The organism is Mycobacterium sp. NGS51, assembly GCF_059812525.1.
Genome location: NZ_JCALCV010000005.1, coordinates 226,579 through 247,337 on the forward strand (window position 1 = coordinate 226,579; position 20,759 = coordinate 247,337).

The window sequence follows — 20,759 nt, forward strand, 5'->3', positions numbered from 1 at the left end:
GACTGAGCGGGACTCCCCACCCGTACCCCCATATCCCCCCGAACATGCTAGTCGATCAGGGGTGGGGAACCGAATTGCGAAACGAGCGGGTATCAGCCTTCGGCGAATGTGGCCGTCAGCTCGCCGATCACCCGGTCCCACAGCTGCTCGGGCAACTCGTGGCCCATGCCGTCGAACGTCACCCAGCGCGCCCCGCGGATTGCCCGCGCCACCGCACGCCCACCGGAGGGCCGCATCAGCTTGTCGGCCCGACCGTGCAGCACCACGGTTGGCGCGGTGATCTGCCGGTCGTAGCCGACCAAGCTGCCGCTGGCCAGCACTGCGCTGAAATGACGGGGAATGCCCCACGGGTAAAAGCTGCGCTCGTAGCCCTCGATGGCCTCTTCGCGGATCTGCTGCTCGGGTGCCGGGTAGGCAGGGCTGCCGATGATCCGGGTGACCCGGACCGCGTTGTCGATGATGACGTCGCGCGGCGATCCTGGTGGCGGTCCGTTGAGCAGCGCCAGCAGCTGCCGCGGTCCGGGCGGCGGCAGGAATCGGCGGTTGTTGCTGGAAAAAATCACCGCCAGCGACCGCGTCCGATCGGCAAATCGCGCCGCCACGATCTGGGCGATCATGCCGCCCATCGAGGCGCCGACGACATGCGCCTGCCGGATCCCCAGATGGTCGAGCACCGCCGCGGCGTCGTCGGCCATCTGTTCCAGCGCGTAGGCCGATGTGCCGGGCAGCCCCAGCCAGAACCGAAGCATCCGCAAAACCAGCGGCCCACCGGAGCTTTGGCCCCGTTCGGTCTTGCTGGACAGGCCGACGTCGCGGTTGTCGTAGCGGATGACGCGCAGACCCTCGGCGACCAGCTTTTCGCAGAACGCGGTGCGCCACAGCAGCAGCTGTGCGCCCAGACCCATGATCAGCAGCACCGGCGGGTCGTCGGGGTCGCCCATGTCCTCGTAGTAAAGCTCGACATCACCCGATCGGGCAGTCCCGGAGCGGACCTGCACTACACCTCCACGTCGCTTTGGTGCTCGCGGCTGACCTCCACCATGAAGTTGGCGAAGTAGCCGGTGAGCTGCGGATCAGACATCATCTGCCAGCGCGGTGCCAGCAGCTTCATATACCGCTCCACGTAGAGGAACTGCTTGCCGATCAGTACCAGCTCGCGGGGCAGCTTGACGTCATAGGCATCGGCCAGCGTGGAGAGCTGCCGGCCGATGTCCGCGTAGGACATGTCGCCCAGCGACTGCATTGTCAGCGGGGTGGCGAACTTCTCCAAGTCCTTGGCTGCCTGAGCCTCGGGTTTCATGGTGCCGACCGCGCCCATCAACACCACGATCTTGCCCGCGGCGGCGTGGTCCTTTTTGACCAACAGCGCATAAACCAGCTCGCGCAGCAGCCAGCGGGTGCGCGGGTCGATGCGGCCCATGATCCCGAAGTCGAAGAACACGATGCGGCCCTGATCATCGACGTAGAGGTTGCCGGCGTGCAGGTCGCCGTGGAACAGGCCGTGCCGCAGTCCGCCCTCGAACAGGCTGAACAGCAGCGCCTTGACCAGTTCGGTGCCGTCGAACCCGGCTTTACGGATCTCGGCGGCGTTGTCGATGCGAATGCCGTGCACCCGTTCCATCGTCAGCACCCGATCGCTGGTGTAGTCCCAGTACACCTGCGGCACTCGGATGTTGCGGCCCAACGGCGAGGCGTGCAGGTGGGAGACCCACGCCTCCATCGACTGGGCCTCCAGGCGGAAGTTCAGCTCCTCGGCCAGGTTGTCGCTGAAATCGGCGACGACGTCCTGCGCGGAGAGCCGGCGGCCCAGCTTGGCCAGTTCGACGGCCTGGGCGAAACGTTTGAGGATCTGCAGGTCGGCGGCGACGCGGCGACGGATCCCCGGCCGTTGGATCTTGACGACGACCTCTTCGCCGCTTTTCAGCGTCGCGTAGTGCACCTGGGCGATAGAGGCCGATGCGAACGGCTTCTCGTCGAACCTGGCGAACAGCTGCGACGGTTCGGCGCCGAGCTCGTCGATGACGAGTTTCTGCACGTCGCCCTGATCGGCGGGCGGCACCTTGTCGAGCAGACCCCGAAATTCCCGGGAAAGCTGTTCTCCGAAGGCGCCTGGGCTGGACGCGATGATCTGGCCGAACTTGACGTAGGTGGGACCCAGGTCAGCGAAGGTCTGGGGCAGCTGCTTGATCACCTTCTGTTGCCAGGGGCCGCGGCCGGGCAGCTTGGTGACGATGCGGGCAGCAGTGCGGGTGAGCTGCCAACCGGTCACGCCCACGCGGGCCGCTTCGACCGGCAACGGCACCCGGTCAAGCTTCGCTAGCTCGCGATGATTGCTGGAACTCATCCGTGCAGTCTATGGGCGGGCGAGCGCGAAGTTCTCCGTCAGCGTCTCGACGATCGGACGCCACACCGGTTCGGGCAGGTCGTGGCCCATGCCGTCGACCACGACAAACCGCGCGCCGGGGATGGCCGCGGCGACCGCCTGCCCGTTACGTGGACGCAGCATCGGATCCGCCGACCCGTGCACCACCACCGTCGGCGCAGTGATCGCCTTGCTGTAGGCCAGCAGGCTGCCGGTGCCCAGCACCGCGTCGACATGGCGCCGCATGCCGGCCGGATAGCTGCCCCGCTCGGCCAGCTGCTGGACCCGCTTGCGCAGGTCTGCATTCGACGGCAGGAAGTTCGGGCCGTTGAGCGCCGCGATGTTGCGCACCTCAAATGCCAGCCGCTGCTCGTCGGATGCGTCTTTACCCGGGGCGTCGAAGACCAGCTTGATCACCGCCCAGGCCGGCGGCGCTGAGAAGAACCGCTTGCCGGTGGTCGACATGATGATGCCCAGCGACACCACCCGGTCCGGCTCGGTGGCCGCCAGAATCTGGGCGATCATGCCGCCCATTGACGCGCCGACGACGTGCGTGCGGCTGATTCCGAGGTGGTCGAGCAGCGCGACGGCGTCCTCGGACATGTCGCGCAGCGTGTAGGGCACCGTGCTGGTCTTACCGATCAAGTAACGCCAGGCACGCCGGTAGGCCGTGCCGTCGGCCCGATGCCCGTCCATCTTGGCCGACAGGCCGGTATCGCGGTTGTCGAACCGCACGACGCGGTAGCCCGCGTCGAGCAACTGCGCGCAAAAACCGTCGGGCCACATCGGCAGCTGGGCACCCAGACCCATGATCAGCAGCACCGGCGGATCGGCGGGGTCGCCGAGGTCCTCGTAGTAGATCTCGACGACGCCGTCCGGGGTTTCGCGGCGCGCGACGCCGCTACGGGTCAGCATGCGTGCGCCACGGCGTCACCCACGGACGTGGTTCCCACTTCTCCAGGCCGGCGATCAGCTCGTACATGGTGGCGCCGTCGATGCTTTCCCGGATGATGTCGGCGTGCCCGGCATGCCGGGCCAGCTCGTTGATCACATGCAGGATCACCCAGCGCACCGACCAGGCCTCGAGACCGTCGGGGAACCACGGAATATCCTCGGGAACCGGCACAGGGGCGTCGAGGTCGACGTTGTCGACGAGCCGCAGTGATTCCGCGTTCTGCGCCTTAAAACCGCCCAGCAGCCCGGCCAGTGTCTCGTCGGGCCGCATCACATGCTGATCGCCGAACTCCTTGGCAATCTCCTCGAACGGCCGAGGGTCTTTGGGCGGGGCAGCCGGGGCGGCAGCGACCCGTGTCATCCAGGTCCGCTGCAGACCGGTGGCGTGCTTGACCAGCCCGCCGATCGACAGGGCGCTCACCGACGGGGTGGCGCGAGCCTGCTCGTCGGTGAGTCCATAGGACACCGCGAAGTAGGCGCTTTGGTGATAGGCCAGATACTCGCGCAGCGCGCTGCGCTCGTCAGCGACCGGTGCGGCCAGAGCGGGCATGGGTAGTCCCTATCACGTCGTGATGCCCAGGCGATCCGCGAGGACCAGAAACGCGACCGCGAAGTCGTTGCCGACGGTGTCTGTGCGCAACCGGTCCCAGTCCAGCTGCTCGCGAACGGCGCGGACAGCCGGCAGCAGCGACGCGAAATCGCAATGGTGTTCGGTCAGCGCGCACAGCTTCTGGGTCATGACCTGCGTCGGTGACAACACCGGCATCCGGAGTGCCAACACGTCGCGGCTGGCCGCCGAATCGAGCAGGTCCGCGTCGACCGGCACGCCGTTGATCCGGTGCAGCACATCGACCAGCGCGCCGTCGAGGCAAGCCTTGAACAGCCAGTCTTCGGGGGTGCGGTCGATGGCGAACCCCGCTGTGGCCAGTGTCTGCGCGGCGGCGTCGGCGTCGGACTCGGCGACGGCGAAGTCGACGTCGTGCACGGGTTCCGGTGCGCCGTACACCCACAGCGCGTAGCTGCCGGCCAGCGCGAACCGGGGCCCGTGCGCCTTGAGCGCCGACGCCGCACGGCGCAGTGCCTCGCGCAACTGTTCATTGGATGCGAATGCGGTCATGTTGGGTAGGTACTACCCATGCGGATGGCCACGTTCAACATCCTGCACGGTCGCAGCGTCCACGACGGCGAAGTCGACGTGGGCCGGCTCGCCGACTGTGTGCGACGACTCGATGCCGACATCCTGGCCCTGCAGGAAGTCGATTGCGACCAGCCCCGCTCGGCGATGGCCGATCTGACCGCGGTGGCCGCCGAGGCCATGGGTGCGGTCAGTCATCGGTTCGTCGCGGCGATCTCCGGCACGCCCGGCGCGACGTGGATGGCCGCCACCGGCGACGAACAGCCGGGCACCGCGGCCTACGGCATCGCGCTGCTGTCCCGGTTTCCGGCGCTGAGTTGGCAGGTGCTGCGGCTGCCGCGGATCCCGGTGAAGTTTCCGATGTATCTGCCGGCGCCGCGGCGGGTGCAGGTGGTCGACGAAGAACCTCGGGCCGCGGTGATCGCCCGGCTCGACACCGACCTGGGCGAGCTGACCGTGGCCAATACGCACTTGTCGTTTGTGCCGGGCTGGAACCGGCTGCAGTTGCGGCGACTGATCCGCGATCTACGCGGCTTCGAGGGCCCGCGGGTGCTGATGGGTGACCTGAACATGAGCCCGGCCACACCGCAGCGTCGGACCCGGTTGCGTCCGCTCGCGTCGGTGCTGACGTTTCCCGTCGATGCCCCCGATCGCCAGCTCGACCACATCTTGACCGACGACAGCCAACTGGTTGCCGAGGCGTGCTCGACGCCCGCGCTGCCGATTTCGGATCATCGGCCGCTTGTTGTCGACGTCTCGCGCCACAACCGGCAATGATCGCGTCATGCTCACACTGTCCCTCGACGTCGGGGGTACGAAGATCGCCGCCGGCCTCGTCGACCCCGATGGCGCGCTGGTCCACGCGGACAGTCGGCCTACTCCGAATAACCAACGCGCAGAAGATGTTTGGGCTCTGGCTCAAACGCTGATCCGCGAGGCGCTGGATGTCGCCGGCGGCACCGTCGGGGCGGTCGGCATCGGATCGGCCGGTCCGATCGACCTGGCCGGCGGCACCGTGAGCCCGGTCAACATCGGCTGCTGGCGTGATTTTCCGCTGCGCGACCGGGTCGCCGCCGCGGTGCCGGGCGTCCCGGTGCGCCTGGCCGGCGACGGGCTGTGCATGGCACTCGGCGAGCACTGGCGAGGTGCCGGACGCGGCGCACGCTTCCTGCTCGGCATGGTGGTCTCCACCGGTGTGGGTGGGGGACTGGTACTCGACGGCGTCCCGTATCAGGGCCGCAGCGGCAACGCCGGACACGTCGGGCATGTGGTCGTCGACATCGGCGGTATGCCGTGCTCGTGCGGGGGCCGGGGCTGCGCAGAGACGATCGCGGCCGGTCCGTCGATGACGTGGTGGGCTCGCGCCAATGGCTGGGGCGGCAGCGATGCGATGGCACTGGCCGAGGCGGCCGCCGCCGGTGAGCCGGTGGCACAACGGGCGTTCGGCCGCGCCGCGGGCGCACTGGCCGCGATGATTGCCTCGGTGGCGGCGGTGTGCGACCTCGACCTCGTCGTGATCGGCGGGGGAGTCGCGAAGGCCGGGGAGGTGCTGTTCGGCCCGTTGGGCGTGGCGCTGGCTGACTACGCCGGCTTGGACTTCCTCGCTGGGCTGCGGGTGGTTCCCGCGGCGCTGGGTGGCGGGGCCGGGCTGGTAGGGGCGGCCCGGCTCGTCACACCTGTCACTTGAGTCACTGGCCAGAACCATGCGGCAGTTGTTACCGCTGCCGACGCTGACCATCGGCTGTTTTGGCTGATAGCCGATGGCCACGCTATTGTGGTGGCCGATCCACCCAAGACCGTTGGTCACCGAGCAATCGGTTGAAGGTCCGGGAACTCCCGGCGGCCCACGCAGGAGGACGAGGCAACCGTACGTCGGCGCGCGCCGACGCCATGTTCACGCCCCGACCGCATCCTGCGTCGGGGCGTTCGTGATTTCCGGGTCGCGACGATCGCAAGCGCGGCGAAGCCGGGCGCAGCGGGTCGTCGCGCGACAGGTAAGACCACCCCAAGGAGGCATGCATGGCCCGGGCTGACAAGGCCGCCGCCGTCACGGATATCGCCGAGCGTTTCAAGGCATCTACGGCCACCGTGATCACTGAGTATCGCGGTTTGACAGTGGCCCACCTGGCCGAGCTGCGGCGATCGCTGGGCGACTCCGCCAGTTATCGGGTGGCCAAGAACACGCTGGTCAAGCAGGCCGCGTCGGAGGCCGGTGTCGTAGGACTCGACGAGCTGTTTGTCGGGCCGACGGCGATCGCGTTCGTCACTGGCGAGGCCGTCGACGCCGCCAAGGCCATCAAGACCTTCGCCAAAGACCACAAGGCGCTGGTCATCAAGGGCGGCTACATGGACGGTCACCCGCTGACCGTCGCCGAAGTCGAGCGGATCGCCGACCTCGAATCCCGCGAGGTGCTGCTGGCCAAACTGGCTGGCGCGATGAAGGCCAACATGGCCAAGGCCGCCGGCCTGTTCAACGCGCCGGCGTCGCAGGTGGCCCGGCTCGCTGCCGCCCTGCAGGAGAAGAAGGCCGCCGAGGCCCCCGCCGCCGAAACCACCGAAACCACCGAATAAGCCCCGTACCCACACCAAGGAAGGACACCACTATGGCCAAGCTCTCAACCGATGAACTGCTCGACGCGTTCAAAGACCTGACGTTGCTGGAGCTCTCGGAGTTCGTGAAGAAGTTCGAGGAGACCTTCGAGGTCACCGCCGCTGCTCCGGTCGCCGTCGCGGCCGCGCCCGGCGCAGCCCCGGCTGCCGGCGCCGAAGCCGCCGAGGAGCAGTCGGAGTTCGACGTCATCCTCGAGGCCGCCGGCGACAAGAAGATCGGCGTCATCAAGGTCGTGCGCGAGATCGTCTCGGGCCTGGGCCTCAAGGAGGCTAAGGACCTGGTCGACGGCGCGCCCAAGCCGCTGCTGGAGAAGGTCGCCAAGGAGGCCGCCGACGAGGCCAAGACCAAGCTCGAAGCTGCCGGCGCCACCGTCACCGTCAAGTAATTCGATTCGCAACAGCCCCCGGAGCGCTTACGCTCCGGGGGCTTCGCGTATTGCCGAGCGCTGCGACTGCTCGACCCGTTCGGGTAGATCACCCAGCGCGACAAGAAGATTTTTCGTCATCGCGGCCAGCACCGGCCCGACGGCCGCGCCGTCGCCGCCGTAGTAGCCGGCCAGCTCGAGCATCACGAACCCGTGGATGGCCGCCCAGAACTGGGCGGCCACCGCCACCACGGCGGCGTCGTCGTCGGCCGAGCCGGCTGAACCCCCGGCGATCCGGCCCGCCTGCATCGCGCGGTGCACCGGTCCCACCACCCGCGCGAAGCTGGGATAGCGGTCGCTGATCTCGGCCACCGACAAGGCGACCACGTTGTGTGCCGGTGCGTTGATCCCGTGCGCGCTGGTGCTACCGAACATCAGCCGATACATATGCGGGCGTTGGATCGCGTAACGCCGGTAGGCGATGCCGGTAGCCATCAGGTCAGCGACCGGATCGTCGGTCGACGGCACTGCCAGCGCATCGGCGAACTGCCGCAGACCCTCCTCGGCCACCGCGGCGATCAACGCCTGCATCCCGCCGAAATGGGTGTACACCGCCATGGTCGAGGTGCCGGCCCCGCCGGCGACCTTGCGCGTCTGCAACGCGTCGGGCCCATGCTCGTCGAGCAGGCTCACCGCCGCATGCACCAACCCCGCACGCGCAGTCGGCTCGGTCTGGGAAGTCATCATTGCCATCTTGGCACAGCAGGCGTACGGTCCATAACATCGAAATAACATCGTTATAGGAGCTGAGATGACCGCTAACGCCAGCACCAAGACCCGCAACCCGTACCTCGAGGGCTACCTGGCGCCGGTGGCCACCGAGGTCACCGCGACCGACCTGCCGGTGACCGGTCATATCCCCGAGCACCTCGACGGGCGCTACCTGCGCAACGGCCCCAACCCGGCCGCCGAGGTCGACCCCGCCCTCTATCACTGGTTCTCCGGCGACGCGATGGTGCACGGCGTCGCCCTGCGCGACGGGCAGGCCTGCTGGTATCGCAACCGCTGGGTGCGGACCCCGGCGGTGTGCGCCGCGCTCGGCGAACCCGAACCCACCGGCCTCGACCCGCGCGCCGGGATGCTTTCCGTCGGCCCCAACACCAACGTGCTGACCCACGCCGGACAAACGCTTGCGCTGGTCGAAGGCGGCGGCGCCAACTACCGGCTCACCGATGAGCTCGACACGATAGCGCCCTGCGACTTCGACGGCACCCTGGCCGGCGGCTACACCGCCCACCCGCACCGCGACCCGGCCACCGGCGAACTGCACGCGGTGTCCTACTCCTTCGCGCGCGGGCGAACCGTGCAGTACTCGGTCATCGACACCCAGGGACGCGCCCGCCGGACCGTGGACATCGCGGTGACCGGATCGCCGATGATGCACGACTTCTCGCTGACCGACAAATATGTGGTGATCTACGACCTGCCGGTGACCTTCGACCCGGCGTCGGTGTTGCCGGCGACGGTCCCGCGCTGGCTGAGCGCGCCGGCCCGGCTGGTGGCGCAGGCGGTGCTCGGACGGGTCCGGATGCCCAGCCCGATCACCGCGATGGTCAACCGCGATAGCCGGCCCATCCACACGATGCCCTACAGCTGGGATTCCGACTATCCGGCGCGCATCGGCGTCATGCCCCGCGAGGGCGGCAACCGCGACATCAAATGGTTCGACGTCGAACCGTGCTACGTCTACCACCCGCTCAACGCCTACTCGGAAACCCGCGAAGGCGCCGAGGTGCTGGTGCTCGACGTGGTGCGCTACACCCGGATGTTCGACCGCGACCGGCGCGGTCCCGGCGACAGCCGGCCCACTCTCGACCGCTGGACCATCAACCTGGCGTCGGGAGCGGTGACCACCGAACGCCGCGACGACCGGCCGCAGGAGTTTCCCCGCATCAACGAGAGCCTGTTGGGCGGCAAGCACCGATTCGGCTACACCGTCGGCGTCGACGGCGGCTTCCTGGACGACGGCGACACCGACATGTCCAGCGCGCTGTACAAGCACGACTACCTGACTGGGTCGGCCACCGCAGCCGCGCTCGACCCCGACCTGCTGCTCGGCGAGATGTCGTTCGTGCCCAATCCGGTGGCCGCCGCCGCCGAGGACGACGGCATCCTGCTCGGGTATGGCTATCACCGCGGCCGCGACGAAGGCCAACTGCTCTTGGTCGATGCGCAAACCCTCGAGTCGGTGGCAACGGTTCATCTGCCGCAGCGGGTGCCGATGGGTTTTCACGGCAACTGGGCGCCGCGGTATTAGACGTACGTGTCATTGCTGGCAGGCCGCCGCGACCGCGGACGATAGTCGTGTCGCTGGTCGCGTGCATGCGCTAAAGTGACTGAAACCACAGGCCACACCAGCAACGTCATCGAGAGGATTTCGCATGGGTATCGGCATCCAGGTCGAAGGACTGACCAAGTCCTTCGGATCCCAGCGAATCTGGGAAGACGTCACCATGGACATCCCGGAGGGCGAGGTCAGTGTGCTGCTGGGCCCCTCAGGTACCGGCAAATCAGTGTTCTTGAAGTCGTTGATCGGCCTGCTGCGCCCCGAGCGCGGATCGATCATCGTCGACGGCACCGACGTCACCGAGTGCTCGGCCAAAGAGCTTTATGACATCCGCACCCTGTTCGGTGTGATGTTCCAGGACGGCGCACTGTTCGGCTCGATGAACCTCTACGACAACACCGCGTTCCCGCTGCGCGAGCACACCAAGAAGAAGGAAAGCGAGATCCGTGACATCGTCATGGAGAAGCTGACCCTGGTCGGTCTGGGCGGCGACGAGAAGAAGTTCCCCGGCGAGATTTCCGGCGGTATGCGCAAGCGCGCCGGCTTGGCCCGCTCGCTGGTGCTCGACCCGAAGATCATCCTCTGCGACGAGCCCGACTCGGGTCTGGACCCGGTCCGTACCGCCTATCTGAGCCAGTTGCTCATCGACATCAACGCCCAGATCGACGCCACGATTCTGATCGTCACGCACAACATCAACATCGCCCGCACGGTGCCCGACAACATGGGCATGCTGTTCCGTCGCAAGCTGGTGATGTTCGGTCCGCGCGAGGTGTTGCTGACCAGCGACGAGCCGGTGGTCCGCCAGTTCCTCAACGGCCGCCGGATCGGGCCGATCGGGATGTCGGAGGAAAAGGACGAGGCCACCATGGCCGAAGAGCAGGCGCACTTGGACGCCGGCCACCATGACGGCGGCGTCGAGGAGATCGAGGGTGTGCCGCCGCAGATCACTGTCACGCCGGGAATGCCCGAACGCAAAGCGGTCGCCCGGCGCCAGGCCCGGGTCCGGGAGAACCTGCACACTCTGCCCAAGGGTGCCCAGCAGGCGATCCTCGACTCCCTCGAGGGCACCAATGAGTACTCAGCCAGCGAGTTCGGCGACGAGGGTGACCGTGGCCGCCATCGCGACTACGACGCACCCACCGAGACGATCCGTACTCAGTAAGCGACAACGGCGCGCAATATGTGGAAGGAGTTCTGCTGACAAGTTGGCGCGTCAACCCTTGACGGGAGGGCCTGAAGGGGCCAATCTGTTGGGCAGCATGTGTGCACGGGAAGGCGAAGACGGCGGCCAGCGCCAGATCGCCGGTACCCCCGGAGCGCGGTAGTTGAGGAATGCGCCGTCCTGCGCTATTGTTGGACGTTGCGCTGGCTGCCTCCTGCCCACCTCACCCGCCACTTGACACCGTGGTCCTAGCCTGAGCCCGTTCCGGCTCAGCGATCTAGCTGCGTGCGTGAGTTTCGGACAGTTCGTTCGCCAGCCGAACCGACACAGTTATCGCGGCGAACAGGTCCGGTGCCCGCCGGCTTTCGTTAGTCGCACGAGGTGCTGGAAGGATGCATCTTGGCAGTCTCGCGCCAGAGCAAGAAGAACCCCTCAGGTACTCAGATTTCGTCAAATGGCTCCGTTCCCGGAGCGCCTAACCGAATTTCTTTCGCCAAACTGCGTGAACCGCTCGAGGTTCCCGGTCTTCTCGACGTGCAGACCGATTCCTTCGAGTGGCTGATCGGCGCGCCCCACTGGCGCGAAGCGGCCGCTGCCCGCCCTGATGGCAGGACCACCGGCGGCTTGGAAGAGGTGCTCGAAGAGCTGTCGCCGATCGAGGACTTCTCCGGCTCGATGTCGCTGTCCTTCTCCGACCCGCGGTTCGACGAGGTCAAGGCACCCGTCGACGAGTGCAAAGACAAGGACATGACGTACGCGGCCCCGCTGTTCGTCACGGCCGAGTTCATCAACAACAACACCGGCGAAATCAAGAGCCAGACGGTGTTCATGGGCGACTTCCCGATGATGACCGAGAAGGGCACGTTCATCATCAACGGCACCGAGCGGGTGGTGGTCAGCCAGCTGGTCCGCTCGCCCGGCGTGTACTTCGACGAGACCATCGACAAGTCGACCGAGAAGACGCTGCATTCGGTCAAGGTGATCCCGAGCCGCGGCGCGTGGCTGGAGTTCGACGTCGACAAGCGCGACACCGTCGGGGTGCGCATCGACCGCAAACGTCGTCAGCCGGTGACCGTGCTGCTCAAGGCGCTGGGCTGGACCAGCGAGCAGATCACCGAGCGGTTCGGCTTCTCCGAGATCATGATGTCGACGCTGGAGAAGGACAACACCGCGGGCACCGACGAGGCCCTGCTGGACATCTACCGCAAGCTGCGCCCGGGCGAGCCGCCGACCAAGGAATCGGCGCAGACCCTGCTGGAGAACCTGTTCTTCAAGGAGAAGCGCTACGACCTGGCCCGCGTCGGCCGCTACAAGGTCAACAAGAAGCTCGGCGTCAGCGGCGCTTCGACGACCACCCTGACCGAAGAGGACGTCGTCGCCACCATCGAGTACCTGGTGCGCTTGCACGAGGGGCAGCCCACGATGACCGCCCCGGGCGGCGTCGAGGTGCCGGTGGAAACCGACGACATCGACCACTTCGGCAACCGGCGGCTGCGCACGGTCGGTGAGCTGATCCAGAACCAGATCCGGGTCGGCATGTCCCGGATGGAGCGGGTGGTCCGCGAGCGGATGACCACTCAGGACGTCGAGGCGATCACGCCGCAGACCCTGATCAACATCCGCCCGGTGGTTGCTGCGATCAAGGAGTTCTTCGGCACCAGCCAGCTCTCCCAGTTCATGGACCAGAACAACCCGCTGTCGGGTCTGACCCACAAGCGTCGCCTCTCGGCGCTGGGCCCCGGCGGTCTGTCCCGTGAGCGTGCCGGCCTGGAGGTCCGCGACGTGCACTCCAGCCACTACGGCCGGATGTGCCCGATCGAGACGCCGGAGGGTCCGAACATCGGTCTGATCGGATCGTTGGCGACCTACGCGCGGGTGAACCCCTTCGGCTTCATCGAGACGCCGTACCGCAAGGTGGTCGACGGTGTAATTACCGACGAGATCCACTACCTGACCGCCGACGAGGAAGACCGCCACGTGGTGGCGCAGGCCAACTCGCCGATCGACGACGACGGCCGGTTCACCGAGGCCCGGGTCCTGGTGCGCCGCAAGGGCGGCGAGGTCGAGTACGTGTCCTCGGCCGAAGTGGACTACATGGACGTCTCGCCGCGCCAGATGGTCTCGGTCGCGACCGCGATGATCCCGTTCCTCGAGCACGACGACGCCAACCGCGCCCTGATGGGTGCCAACATGCAGCGCCAGGCGGTTCCGCTGGTGCGCAGCGAGGCGCCGCTGGTGGGCACCGGGATGGAGTTGCGCGCCGCGATCGACGCCGGCGACGTCGTCGTCGCCGACAAGAGCGGCGTCATCGAGGAGGTGTCGGCCGACTACATCACCGTGATGGCCGACGACGGCACCCGGCAGACCTACCGGATGCGCAAGTTCGCCCGGTCCAACCACGGCACCTGCGCCAACCAGCGTCCGATGGTCGACGCCGGCCAGCGGGTGGAGGCCGGCCAGGTGGTCGCCGACGGGCCGTGTACCGACAACGGCGAGATGGCGCTGGGCAAGAACCTGCTGGTGGCGATCATGCCGTGGGAGGGTCACAACTACGAGGACGCGATCATCCTGTCCAACCGCCTCGTCGAGGAGGATGTGCTGACCTCGATTCACATCGAGGAGCACGAAATCGACGCCCGCGACACCAAGCTGGGCGCCGAGGAGATCACCCGGGACATCCCGAACGTCTCCGATGAGGTGCTGGCCGACCTCGACGAGCGCGGCATCGTGCGCATCGGCGCCGAGGTTCGCGACGGCGACATCCTGGTCGGCAAGGTCACCCCGAAGGGAGAGACCGAGCTGACCCCGGAGGAGCGACTGCTGCGGGCGATCTTCGGTGAGAAGGCCCGCGAAGTCCGCGACACCTCGCTAAAGGTGCCGCACGGCGAGTCCGGCAAGGTGATCGGCATCCGGGTGTTCTCCCGCGAGGACGACGACGAGCTGCCGGCCGGGGTCAACGAACTGGTCCGCGTCTACGTCGCCCAGAAGCGCAAGATCTCCGACGGTGACAAGCTGGCCGGCCGGCACGGCAACAAGGGCGTGATCGGCAAGATCCTGCCCGTCGAGGACATGCCGTTCCTGCCGGACGGCACCCCGGTGGACATCATCTTGAACACCCACGGGGTGCCGCGACGGATGAACATCGGCCAGATCTTGGAAACCCACCTGGGCTGGTGCGCACACAGCGGCTGGAAGGTCGACGGCGCGCCGGACTGGGCGGCAAGGCTGCCTGAGGAACTGCTGGAGGCCGAGCCGAACAACATCGTGGCCACGCCGGTGTTCGACGGCGCCCAGGAAGCTGAGCTGCAAGGCCTGCTGTCCTCGACGCTGCCCAACCGGGACGGCGAGGTGCTGGTCAACGGCGACGGCAAGGCGGTGCTGTTCGACGGCCGCTCCGGTGAGCCGTTCCCGTACCCGGTGACCGTTGGCTTCATGTACATCATGAAGCTGCACCACCTGGTGGACGACAAGATCCACGCCCGCTCCACCGGCCCGTACTCGATGATCACCCAGCAGCCGCTGGGCGGTAAGGCGCAGTTCGGTGGCCAGCGGTTCGGTGAGATGGAGTGCTGGGCCATGCAGGCCTACGGCGCGGCCTACACCCTGCAGGAGCTGTTGACCATCAAATCCGATGACACCGTCGGCCGGGTCAAGGTGTACGAGGCGATCGTCAAGGGCGAGAACATCCCCGAGCCGGGCATCCCCGAGTCGTTCAAGGTGCTGCTCAAAGAGCTGCAGTCGTTGTGCCTCAACGTCGAGGTGCTCTCCAGCGACGGTGCCGCCATCGAGATGCGCGACGGTGACGACGAGGACCTGGAACGCGCTGCGGCGAACCTGGGAATCAACCTGTCCCGCAACGAATCTGCCTCTGTAGAAGATTTGGCTTAATTATTTCCTTGTTACTACACCCGCAAAGGGGAAAGGGAGTTACGTGTTAGACGTCAACTTCTTCGATGAACTCCGCATCGGCCTGGCCACCGCGGAGGACATCCGCAACTGGTCTTTCGGCGAGGTCAAAAAGCCGGAGACCATCAACTACCGCACGCTCAAGCCGGAGAAGGATGGCTTGTTCTGCGAGAAGATCTTCGGACCGACTCGCGACTGGGAGTGCTACTGCGGCAAGTACAAGCGCGTGCGCTTCAAGGGCATCATCTGTGAGCGCTGTGGCGTTGAGGTGACCCGGGCCAAGGTGCGCCGCGAGCGGATGGGCCACATCGAGCTGGCCGCACCGGTGACCCACATCTGGTACTTCAAGGGTGTGCCGAGCCGGTTGGGCTACCTGCTGGACCTGGCGCCCAAGGATCTCGAGAAGATCATTTACTTCGCCGCCTACGTCATCACCGGCGTCGACGACGAGTTGCGGCACAACGAGTTGTCCACTCTCGAGGCCGAGATGGTGGTCGAGAAGAAGGCCATCGAGGACCAGCGCGACGCGGACCTGGAGGCCCGCGCCCAGAAGCTGGAAGCCGACCTGGCCGAGTTGGAGGCCGAAGGCGCGAAAGCCGATGCGCGGCGCAAGGTTCGCGACGGCGGTGAGCGCGAGATGCGTCAGCTGCGCGACCGCGCGCAGCGCGAGCTGGACCGGCTGGACGAGATCTGGACGACCTTCACCAAGCTGGCCACCAAGCAGCTGATCGTCGATGAGAACCTCTACCGCGAGCTCGTCGACCGCTACGGCGAGTACTTCACCGGCGCGATGGGCGCGGAGTCGATCCAGAAGCTGATCGAGAACTTCGACATCGACGCCGAGGCCGAGTCGCTGCGCGACACCATCAAGAACGGCAAGGGGCAGAAGAAGCTTCGCGCCCTCAAGCGGCTCAAGGTGGTCGCGGCGTTCCAGCAGTCGGGCAACTCGCCGATGGGCATGGTGCTCGACGCGGTGCCGGTGATCCCGCCGGAGCTGCGCCCGATGGTGCAGCTCGACGGTGGCCGGTTCGCCACGTCCGACCTCAACGACCTCTACCGCCGGGTGATCAACCGCAACAACCGACTCAAGAGGCTGATCGATCTGGGTGCGCCCGAGATCATCGTCAACAACGAGAAGCGGATGCTGCAGGAGTCGGTGGACGCGCTGTTCGACAACGGCCGTCGTGGCCGGCCGGTCACCGGGCCGGGTAACCGCCCGCTGAAGTCACTGTCGGATCTGCTCAAGGGTAAGCAGGGCCGGTTCCGGCAGAACCTGCTCGGTAAGCGGGTGGACTACTCCGGCCGTTCGGTCATCGTGGTGGGCCCGCAGCTCAAGCTGCACCAGTGCGGTCTGCCCAAGCTGATGGCGCTGGAGCTGTTCAAGCCGTTCGTGATGAAGCGGCTGGTCGACCTCAACCACGCGCAGAACATCAAGAGCGCCAAGCGGATGGTGGAGCGTCAGCGTCCGCAGGTGTGGGACGTCCTCGAAGAGGTCATCGCCGAGCACCCGGTACTGCTGAACCGCGCACCGACTCTGCACCGGTTGGGTATTCAGGCCTTCGAGCCGATGCTGGTGGAGGGCAAGGCCATTCAGCTGCACCCGCTGGTGTGTGAGGCGTTCAACGCCGACTTCGACGGCGACCAGATGGCGGTGCACCTGCCGTTGAGCGCCGAGGCGCAGGCCGAGGCCCGCATCCTGATGCTGTCGTCGAACAACATCCTGTCGCCGGCGTCGGGTCGCCCGCTGGCCATGCCGCGACTGGACATGGTGACCGGGCTGTACTACCTGACCACCGAAGTCGACGGCGACACCGGCGAATACGTGGCCGCTGCCAAAGACCGCGCCGAGACGGGCGTGTACGCATCGCCGGCTGAGGCGATCATGGCCGCCGACCGCGGCGTGTTGAGCGTGCGGGCCAAGATCAAGGTGCGGCTGGAGCAGCTGCGTCCGCCCGCCGAGGTCGAGGCCGAGTTGTTCGGCGCACATGGTTGGCAGCCGGGGGATTCCTGGATCGCCGAGACCACGCTGGGCCGGGTGATGTTCAACGAGCTGCTGCCCACGGGCTACCCGTTCGTGAACAAGCAGATGCACAAGAAGGTGCAGGCTGCGATCATCAACGATCTGGCCGAGCGTTACCCGATGATCGTCGTCGCCCAAACCGTCGACAAGCTCAAGGACGCCGGTTTCTACTGGGCCACCCGCTCGGGTGTCACCGTCTCCATGGCCGACGTGTTGGTTCCACCGCGTAAGCAGGAGATCCTCGACTCGTACGAGGAGCGCGCCGACAAGGTCGAAAAGCAGTTCCAGCGTGGTGCTTTGAACCACGACGAGCGCAACGAGGCGCTGGTGGAGATCTGGAAGGAAGCCACCGACGAGGTCGGTCAGGCGCTGCGCGAGCACTACCCCGACGACAACCCGATCATCACGATCGTCGACTCCGGTGCCACGGGTAACTTCACCCAGACCCGGACGCTGGCCGGCATGAAGGGTTTGGTGACCAACCCGAAGGGTGAGTTCATTCCGCGGCCGATCAAGTCGTCGTTCCGTGAGGGCCTGACGGTGTTGGAGTACTTCATCAACACCCACGGCGCGCGAAAGGGCTTGGCCGACACCGCGTTGCGTACCGCCGACTCGGGCTATCTGACCCGCCGTCTGGTCGACGTGAGCCAGGACGTCATCGTGCGCGAGGCGGACTGCGGCACCGAGCGCGGTATCACCGTCGAGATCGCCGAGCGTCAGCCCGACGGCGCGTTGATCCGCGACCCGTTCATCGAAACGTCGGCCTATGCCCGCACTTTGGGCACCGACGCGGTTGATGAGAAGGGCAAGGTCGTGGTTGCTCGCGGTCACGATCTGGGCGACCCCGAGATCGACGCGCTGCTGGCGGCCGGCATCACGCACGTGAAGGTGCGGTCGGTGCTGACCTGCGCGACCGGCACCGGCGTGTGCGCGACGTGTTACGGGCGCTCGATGGCGACCGGCAAGCTGGTCGACATCGGTGAGGCCGTCGGTATCGTCGCGGCCCAGTCCATCGGCGAGCCCGGCACCCAGCTGACCATGCGCACCTTCCACCAGGGTGGTGTCGGTGAGGACATCACCGGTGGTCTGCCCCGGGTGCAGGAGCTCTTCGAAGCCCGCATCCCACGCGGTAAGGCGCCGATCGCCGACGTCACCGGACGGGTCCGCCTCGAGGAGGGTGAGCGCTTCTACAAGATCACCATCGTCCCGGACGACGGTGGCGAGGAAGTGGTCTACGACAAGCTCTCCAAGCGTCAGCGGCTGCGGGTGTTCAAGCACGAGGACGGCACCGAGCGGCTGCTGGCCGACGGCGACCACGTCGAGGTCGGCCAGCAGTTGATGGAAGGCTCCGCCGACCCGCACGAGGTGCTGCGCGTGCAGGGCCCGCGCGAGGTGCAGATCCACCTGACCAAGGAGGTCCAGGAGGTCTACCGGGCGCAGGGTGTGTCGATCCACGACAAGCACATCGAGGTGATCGTCCGGCAGATGCTGCGCCGGGTGACCATCATCGACTCGGGCTCAACGGAATTCCTGCCCGGCTCGCTGATCGACCGCGCGGAGTTCGAGGCCGAGAACCGTCGGGTGGTGGCCGAGGGCGGCGAGCCCGCCGCCGGTCGCCCGGTGCTGATGGGTATCACGAAGGCGTCGCTGGCCACCGATTCGTGGCTGTCCGCGGCGTCGTTCCAGGAGACCACTCGAGTGCTGACCGATGCGGCGATCAACTGCCGCAGCGACCGGCTCAACGGTCTGAAGGAGAACGTGATCATCGGCAAGCTGATCCCGGCCGGTACCGGGATCAACCGCTACCGCAACATCCAGGTGCAGCCGACCGAGGAGGCCCGGGCCGCCGCGTACACGATCCCGTCCTACGAGGATCAGTACTACAGCCCGGATTTCGGTGCCGCCACCGGGGCCGCGGTCCCGCTGGACGACTACGGCTACAGCGACTACCGGTAACAAGCACGAGAAAGCCCCGGGTCCCATGCCCCGGGGCTTTCTCTTTGCCCCTCGCGAGCAGACGCTCCCTCGCGAGCAGACGCAGAATCGCACGGCGCAGGCACCGTGCGTACGATTCTGCGTCTTGTCGGCGCCGTTATCGCCAGGGTGGCTAGCCAATCCTGGCTAACGCCCACATGCTTCGGGTGTGCATGCCGGTGCCTTAGCCCTTCTCGACGCGGCCGGTGGATTCGCGACGACAGCCCAGTTGCTCACCGTGATGACCCGCCAGGAACTCGACGTCCAAGTGAAGAACGGTGACCTCACTAGGGTGTGGTACGGCATTTACGCGGGCGTTGAACCAGACCTATTAGGCCGCCTGCGGGCACTCGATCTGTTCACGGGGCGTCATGCGGTGGCATGTATGGGAACCGCCGCAAAGTTGTACGGCTTCGATGTCCAAAACACCACCGCTATACACGTCTTGGATCCTGGGGTGCGGATGCGGCCTACGACTGACCTAATGGTCCATCAACGCACCGGTGCCGAATTGCGGCATGTCGCAGGTCGTCTCGCCACGGCGCCGGCATGGACGGCTGTGGAGCTTGCGCGAGAACTCCAACGGCCGCGAGCACTCGCAACCCTCGACGCTGCCCTCCACTCCACGTGGTGCACGCGTAACGAACTTGAAAGAGCAGTGCTGCAGCAGCGAGGCCGGCGCGGCATCGTCGCCGTGCGTGAGCTACTTCCTCATGCCGACGCGAGGGCCGAGTCGGCAATGGAGAGCGAAGCGCGACTCGTGATGATCGACTACGGTCTACCTCCTCCGGAGCTTCAGTACGAGATCCGCGGCGGTCGTGGCGAGGTATGGCGCGTCGACTTCGCATGGCCGCACGCTCGTGTGGCGGCAGAGTACGAGAGCGTTGAGTGGCACGCAGGCCGGCTTGAGATGCTCAGGGATAAAGCGCGCTTCGCAAGTGTGCAAGAGCTTGGCTGGACTGTTATTCCAATCGTGGTCGACGACGTCAGACGCTACCCGGGTCGCCTAGCGGAACGCATCGACGGTCACTTGGCCCGTTCCCAAGCTGTGAGTTGAGAGTTGACGCGAGCAGACGCAGAATCGCACGACGCGGGCACCGCGCGTGCGATTCTGCGTCTGCTCGCCGGTAACCGTGACCGACTAGACTTGCCGCGTGCTCATCGGTTCGCATGTCAGCCCGCAGGATCCCCTTGCCGCCGCGGCAGCCGAAAACGCCGACGCGATACAGATCTTTCTCGGCAATCCGCAAAGCTGGAAGGCACCCAAACCACGCGACGACGCGGCTGAGCTGAAGGCATCGGCGGTCCCGATCTACGTGCATGCGCCATATCTGATCAACGTCGCCTCGGCGAACAACCGGGTGCGGATCCCGTCACGCAAGATTCTGCAGGACACCTGCAATGCCGCAGCGGACATCGGGGCTGCGGCAGTGATCGTGCACGGTGGCCATGTCGCCGACGACAGCGACCTGGACGCCGGTTTCGAACGGTGGCGCAAAGCGATGGACCGGCTGGAAACCGAAGTTCCGCTCTATCTGGAGAACACCGCCGGCGGCAATCACGCGATGGCCCGCCACTTCGACACCATTGCGCGACTCTGGGATCAGATTGGCGACACCGATATCGGCTTTTGTCTGGACACCTGTCACGCGTGGTCGGCGGGCGAGGCGCTGGTCGGCGCCGTCGATCGGATCAAGGCGATCACTGGACGCATCGACTTGGTGCACTGCAACGACTCGCGGGATGCGGCCGGCTCGGGCGCGGACCGGCACGCCAACATCGGTACCGGACAGATCGATCCGCAGCTACTGGTGGCCGTCGTCAAGGCCGCTGGCGCGCCGGTCATCTGCGAAACCGCCGACCAAGGCCGCAAGGACGACATTGCTTTTCTGCGCGACCACCTCAGCTAGCGGTGGCCGTC

Annotated in this window: 16 protein-coding genes; 10 read left to right on the top strand and 6 right to left on the bottom strand. The window is 66.5% G+C overall.

The features are described 5' to 3' along the window. Positions 1-92: 92 nt before the first annotated feature. Genes AC5Y5W_RS08980 through AC5Y5W_RS09000 form a run of 5 tightly spaced genes read right to left on the bottom strand, consistent with a single transcriptional unit; the run spans position 93 to position 4,433 of the window. Positions 93-998: an alpha/beta fold hydrolase gene (locus AC5Y5W_RS08980; RefSeq protein WP_500009838.1), complete on the bottom strand. Its 906-nt coding sequence runs from the start codon at positions 996-998 to the stop codon at positions 93-95. Beyond that, positions 998-2,344 (bottom strand): ABC1 kinase family protein, encoded by a 1,347-nt coding sequence (locus AC5Y5W_RS08985; RefSeq protein WP_500009837.1) that lies wholly within the window; start codon positions 2,342-2,344, stop codon positions 998-1,000. The genes AC5Y5W_RS08980 and AC5Y5W_RS08985 overlap by 1 nt, the downstream gene beginning before the upstream one ends. Positions 2,345-2,353: 9 nt before the next feature. Next, positions 2,354-3,277 carry an alpha/beta fold hydrolase gene (locus AC5Y5W_RS08990; protein ID WP_500009835.1) on the bottom strand — a complete coding sequence of 308 codons (924 nt, stop codon included), beginning with the start codon at positions 3,275-3,277 and terminating at the stop codon, positions 2,354-2,356. Continuing rightward, a complete protein-coding gene (locus tag AC5Y5W_RS08995) occupies positions 3,264-3,866 on the bottom strand; it encodes a DinB family protein (RefSeq protein WP_500009834.1) in 603 nt (200 codons plus the stop codon). The genes AC5Y5W_RS08990 and AC5Y5W_RS08995 overlap by 14 nt, the downstream gene beginning before the upstream one ends. Positions 3,867-3,878: 12 nt before the next feature. Further along, positions 3,879-4,433 (bottom strand): nucleotidyltransferase, encoded by a 555-nt coding sequence (locus tag AC5Y5W_RS09000; RefSeq protein WP_500009832.1) that lies wholly within the window; start codon positions 4,431-4,433, stop codon positions 3,879-3,881. A gap of 18 nt (positions 4,434-4,451) precedes the next feature. Between AC5Y5W_RS09000 and AC5Y5W_RS09005 the strand changes: the two genes are divergently transcribed. The 4 genes from AC5Y5W_RS09005 (at position 4,452) to rplL (ending at position 7,447) form a co-directional block, all read left to right on the top strand. Beyond that, positions 4,452-5,228, top strand: coding sequence for an endonuclease/exonuclease/phosphatase family protein (locus AC5Y5W_RS09005; RefSeq protein ID WP_500009831.1), 777 nt, complete (start codon positions 4,452-4,454; stop codon positions 5,226-5,228). 7 nt (positions 5,229-5,235) lie between these two features. After that, a complete protein-coding gene (locus AC5Y5W_RS09010; protein WP_500009829.1) occupies positions 5,236-6,138 on the top strand; it encodes an ROK family protein in 903 nt (300 codons plus the stop codon). A gap of 332 nt (positions 6,139-6,470) precedes the next feature. Further along, on the top strand, positions 6,471-7,022 hold the full coding sequence (gene rplJ / locus AC5Y5W_RS09015; RefSeq protein ID WP_500009828.1) for a 50S ribosomal protein L10: 552 nt from the start codon (positions 6,471-6,473) through the stop codon (positions 7,020-7,022). Positions 7,023-7,054: 32 nt separating this feature from the next. Continuing rightward, the gene (gene rplL, locus AC5Y5W_RS09020; RefSeq protein ID WP_500009827.1) at positions 7,055-7,447 is read left to right on the top strand and encodes a 50S ribosomal protein L7/L12; all 393 of its coding nucleotides are present in this window, start codon (positions 7,055-7,057) and stop codon (positions 7,445-7,447) included. A 27-nt stretch (positions 7,448-7,474) separates the two neighbouring features. Here the strand turns inward: rplL and AC5Y5W_RS09025 are convergent, their stop codons facing one another. Beyond that, complete coding sequence (locus AC5Y5W_RS09025; protein ID WP_500009826.1) at positions 7,475-8,170, bottom strand: TetR/AcrR family transcriptional regulator; 696 nt, start codon at positions 8,168-8,170, stop codon at positions 7,475-7,477. Positions 8,171-8,237: 67 nt separating this feature from the next. Here AC5Y5W_RS09025 and AC5Y5W_RS09030 point away from each other — a divergent pair, with 67 nt between their 5' ends. The 6 genes from AC5Y5W_RS09030 to AC5Y5W_RS09055 all read left to right on the top strand — a co-directional run bounded on the left by AC5Y5W_RS09030 (position 8,238) and on the right by AC5Y5W_RS09055 (position 20,748). Further along, positions 8,238-9,743 (top strand): carotenoid oxygenase family protein, encoded by a 1,506-nt coding sequence (locus AC5Y5W_RS09030; protein WP_500009824.1) that lies wholly within the window; start codon positions 8,238-8,240, stop codon positions 9,741-9,743. A 124-nt stretch (positions 9,744-9,867) separates the two neighbouring features. Beyond that, positions 9,868-10,938, top strand: a complete 1,071-nt coding sequence (locus AC5Y5W_RS09035) for an ABC transporter ATP-binding protein (protein WP_500009822.1) — start codon at positions 9,868-9,870, stop codon at positions 10,936-10,938. Positions 10,939-11,337: 399 nt separating this feature from the next. Continuing rightward, positions 11,338-14,826 carry a DNA-directed RNA polymerase subunit beta gene (gene rpoB / locus AC5Y5W_RS09040; RefSeq protein ID WP_500009821.1) on the top strand — a complete coding sequence of 1,163 codons (3,489 nt, stop codon included), beginning with the start codon at positions 11,338-11,340 and terminating at the stop codon, positions 14,824-14,826. Positions 14,827-14,869: 43 nt separating this feature from the next. Continuing rightward, positions 14,870-18,820: a DNA-directed RNA polymerase subunit beta' gene (locus tag AC5Y5W_RS09045; RefSeq protein WP_500009820.1), complete on the top strand. Its 3,951-nt coding sequence runs from the start codon at positions 14,870-14,872 to the stop codon at positions 18,818-18,820. A gap of 187 nt (positions 18,821-19,007) precedes the next feature. Beyond that, on the top strand, positions 19,008-19,895 hold the full coding sequence (locus AC5Y5W_RS09050; protein ID WP_500009819.1) for a type IV toxin-antitoxin system AbiEi family antitoxin: 888 nt from the start codon (positions 19,008-19,010) through the stop codon (positions 19,893-19,895). Between the two features lie 97 nt (positions 19,896-19,992). Then, on the top strand, positions 19,993-20,748 hold the full coding sequence (locus tag AC5Y5W_RS09055) for a deoxyribonuclease IV (protein WP_500009817.1): 756 nt from the start codon (positions 19,993-19,995) through the stop codon (positions 20,746-20,748). Positions 20,749-20,759 lie beyond the last annotated feature (11 nt).

Coding starts and splice junctions, on each gene's coding strand:
- AC5Y5W_RS08985 (WP_500009837.1), bottom strand. CDS start 2,344: ATGAGTTCCAGCAATCATCGCGAGCTAGCGAAGCTTGACCGGGTGCCG.
- AC5Y5W_RS08990 (WP_500009835.1), bottom strand. CDS start 3,277: ATGCTGACCCGTAGCGGCGTCGCGCGCCGCGAAACCCCGGACGGCGTC.
- AC5Y5W_RS08995 (WP_500009834.1), bottom strand. CDS start 3,866: ATGCCCGCTCTGGCCGCACCGGTCGCTGACGAGCGCAGCGCGCTGCGC.
- AC5Y5W_RS09000 (WP_500009832.1), bottom strand. CDS start 4,433: ATGACCGCATTCGCATCCAATGAACAGTTGCGCGAGGCACTGCGCCGT.
- AC5Y5W_RS09005 (WP_500009831.1), top strand. CDS start 4,452: ATGCGGATGGCCACGTTCAACATCCTGCACGGTCGCAGCGTCCACGAC.
- AC5Y5W_RS09010 (WP_500009829.1), top strand. CDS start 5,236: ATGCTCACACTGTCCCTCGACGTCGGGGGTACGAAGATCGCCGCCGGC.
- rplJ (WP_500009828.1), top strand. CDS start 6,471: ATGGCCCGGGCTGACAAGGCCGCCGCCGTCACGGATATCGCCGAGCGT.
- rplL (WP_500009827.1), top strand. CDS start 7,055: ATGGCCAAGCTCTCAACCGATGAACTGCTCGACGCGTTCAAAGACCTG.
- AC5Y5W_RS09025 (WP_500009826.1), bottom strand. CDS start 8,170: ATGACTTCCCAGACCGAGCCGACTGCGCGTGCGGGGTTGGTGCATGCG.
- AC5Y5W_RS09030 (WP_500009824.1), top strand. CDS start 8,238: ATGACCGCTAACGCCAGCACCAAGACCCGCAACCCGTACCTCGAGGGC.
- AC5Y5W_RS09035 (WP_500009822.1), top strand. CDS start 9,868: ATGGGTATCGGCATCCAGGTCGAAGGACTGACCAAGTCCTTCGGATCC.